This is a genomic window from Streptomyces poriferorum, from assembly GCF_019399235.1.
In the GTDB taxonomy this organism is placed as follows: Bacteria; Actinomycetota; Actinomycetes; order Streptomycetales; family Streptomycetaceae; genus Streptomyces; species Streptomyces poriferorum.
Map to the genome: position 1 here is coordinate 1 of NZ_JAELVH010000484.1, position 2,904 is coordinate 2,904.

The following is a 2,904-nucleotide window of genomic DNA, read 5'->3' on the forward strand; positions in this document are numbered from 1 at the left end:
CCCTACTCCCGCCCCCGCAGCTCCCCCTTCACCACCTTGCCGCTCGCGTTGCGCGGGAGCTCGCTGACGAACTCCACCGTCCTCGGCACCTTGTAGTTCGCCATCTCCCGCCGCGACCACGCGATCAGGTCGTCCGCCGTCACCGTCGCGCCCGGCCGGCGCACCGCGTACGCCTTGCCGACCTCGCCCAGGCGCGGGTCGGGGACGCCGATCACCGCCACGTCCGCCACGTCCGGGTGCAGGCCAAGGAGCTGTTCGATCTCCGCGGGGTAGGCGTTGAAGCCGCCGACGATGAACATGTCCTTGATCCGGTCCGTGATCCTCAGGTTGCCGTCCTCGTCCAGGATCCCCACGTCACCGGTGTGCAGCCAGCCGTCCGAGGTGATCGTGGCGGCCGTGGTATCCGGGTCCTCGAAGTAGCCGCTCATGACGTGGAAGCCGCGGACCAGGATCTCGCCCGGGGTGCCGGGGGCGGCCAGGACGCGGAGTTCCGTGTCGGGGATCGCCCGGCCCGAGGTCGAGGCGATCACCTCCGCCGGGTCGCCTCGGCGGCACATCGTGACGATGCCGCTCGCCTCGGAGAGGCCGTACGCGGTCAGGACCGTGTCGATGTGCAGTTCCGTGCGCAGGCGGTTGACCAGTTGGAGAGGGACCACCGCGGCTCCCGTCACCACCAGGCGCAGGGCCGAGAGGTCGTGGGAGGAACGGGCCGGGTGGTCCAGGAGGGACTGGTGGAGCGTGGGCGGGCCGGGCAGGACCGAGATGCGTTCCGCGGCGATGTTGGCGAGGACCGTGTCCACGTTGAAGACCGGCTGCGGGATCATCGTCGCGCCCCGCATCAGGCACGCGATGATGCCCGCCTTGTAGCCGAAGGTGTGGAAGAACGGGTTCACGATCAGATAGCGGTCGCCCTCGCGCAGACCCGCCAGCTCGCTCCAGATCGCGTAGCAGCGCAACGTCTGGGCGTGGCTGATGACCGCGCCCTTGGGGCGGCCCGTCGTGCCCGAGGTGTAGATGATGTCGGAGGGCGCGGACGCGGGGACGGCGTCGGCCCGTGCGCGTACCTGCTCCGCGGATATCCCCTCCCCCGACGCCAGGAAGTCCTTCCAGGTCATGTAGTCGTCGGGGGCGGAGTCGGCGAGTACCACCACCCGCTCCAGGTGCGGCAGTTCGATCTCGGCCCGGCGCAGGGACGCCACGTACGACGTACCGAGGAAGGTGCCCGTGACGAAGAGCAGCTTCGCGCGGCTCCGCTCCAGGACGTACGCCGCCTCCGTGCCCTTGAAGCGGGTGTTGAGCGGGACCAGGACCGCGCCGGCGGTCACCGCGCCCAGTGCGGAGACGATCCAGTCCAGCGTGTTCGGCGCCCAGACCGCGACCCGGTCCCCCGGCTCCACGCCCGAGGCCATGCACGCGGCGGCGGCACGCTCCACACGTTCGCCGAGTTCCGTGTACGTGATCCGGGTACGGCCCTCGACGACCGCCTCCCGCTCCCCGTACCGTCTCACCGCCGCCCGTACCAGGTTCGGGACGGTGGACCATTCCTCGTCGCCGCGCATCTCGTGCCCTCCCGTCGAACCGGAACGCAGTAGCAGCCTCGTAGCTGACTATCCGTCAGATTAGCTGTAGCCTCCTCCGCTGTCAGCAGTCATGACGGCTTGGGAGGTGGCGGGTGGCGACGCTCAAGGACAAGGCGGCGATAGCCGGAATCGGGCAGACGGAGTTCGCGAAGCATCTGCCCGAGTCCGAGAAGACCCTGGCGTGCCGGGCGATCCTCGCGGCGCTCGACGACGCGGGCATCGCCGCGTCGGAGGTGGACGCGTTCGCCTCGTACACGATGGAGGAGACCGACGAGGTCGAGGTCGCCAAGGCGATCGGGGCCGGTGACGTCACCTTCTTCAGCAAGGTGGGGTACGGCGGTGGCGGCTCCTGCGCGACCCTCGCGCACCTGGCGTCCGCCGTCGCCACCGGGCAGGCGAGCGTGGGCGTCGCCTGGCGGTCACGCAAGCGCGGATCGGGGCCGCGGCCCTGGAAGAACACCGCCGTGCAGCTGCCCACCCCCGCCCAGTGGACCCGGCCCTACGGACTGCTGCGGCCCGCCGACGAGATCGGGATGCTGGCCCGGCGGTACATGCACGAGTACGGGGCGACCCGCGACCACCTCTTCAACGTCGCGCTCGCCTGCCGCAACCGCGCCAACCAGAACCCCGCCGCCGTGATGTACGAGCGCCCGCTGACCCGCGAGATGTACATGACCTCCCGCTGGATCAGCGAGCCGCTCTGCCTCTTCGACAACTGCCTGGAGACGGACGGGGCCCTGGCCTGCGTCATCGTCTCCGCCGAGCGTGCCCGCGACTGCCGGCAGAAGCCCGTCTACCTCCACTCCGTCGCCCAGGGACTGCCCGCCCAGCACCACGGGATGGTCAACTACTGGAACGACGACCCGCTCACCGGTCCCGCCTGGACGGCGGCACGCCAGCTCTGGAAGCAGGCCGACTTCGGGCCCGAGGACGTCGATGTCGCCCAGATCTACGACGCGTTCACTCCGCTCATCCCGCTCTCCCTGGAGGGGTACGGGTTCTGCGGGCGCGGCGAGGGCGCCGCGTTCACCGAGGGCGGCGCGCTGGAGAGCGGCGGACGGCTGCCGATCAACACGGGCGGCGGCGGCCTCAGCGAGGGCTACGTGCACGGCTTCAACCTCATCAACGAGGGCGTGAAGCAGCTGCGCGGCATCTCCACCGCCCAGGTCCCGGACGCCTCGACCTGCCTGGTCACCGCCGGGGAGGGCGTCCCCACGTCCGCCGTACTGCTGAGGAATTGAGGAGCTGACCGAGATGGATGGACTGCTGCTGCCCGTCGTCGACGAGGACGGCGCGCCCTTCTGGGAGTACGCGGCCCGCGGCG

2 protein-coding genes are annotated in these 2,904 nt (G+C 70.6%); one reads left to right on the top strand and one right to left on the bottom strand.

Features of this window, described 5'->3' with window-relative positions:
- Positions 1–2: 2 nt before the first annotated feature.
- Positions 3–1,559 (bottom strand): FadD3 family acyl-CoA ligase, encoded by a 1,557-nt coding sequence (locus JGS39_RS38755; protein ID WP_219574463.1) that lies wholly within the window; start codon positions 1,557–1,559, stop codon positions 3–5.
- A 113-nt stretch (positions 1,560–1,672) separates the two neighbouring features.
- Between JGS39_RS38755 and JGS39_RS38760 the strand changes: the two genes are divergently transcribed.
- Complete coding sequence (locus JGS39_RS38760) at positions 1,673–2,821, top strand: lipid-transfer protein (RefSeq protein WP_219574464.1); 1,149 nt, start codon at positions 1,673–1,675, stop codon at positions 2,819–2,821.
- The last annotated feature ends 83 nt before the right edge of the window (positions 2,822–2,904 follow it).

What these genes read in the sequence shown, in the direction of transcription:
- JGS39_RS38755 (WP_219574463.1), bottom strand. Translation starts at nt 1,559, where the DNA reads ATGCGCGGCGACGAGGAATGGTCCACCGTCCCGAACCTGGTACGGGCG.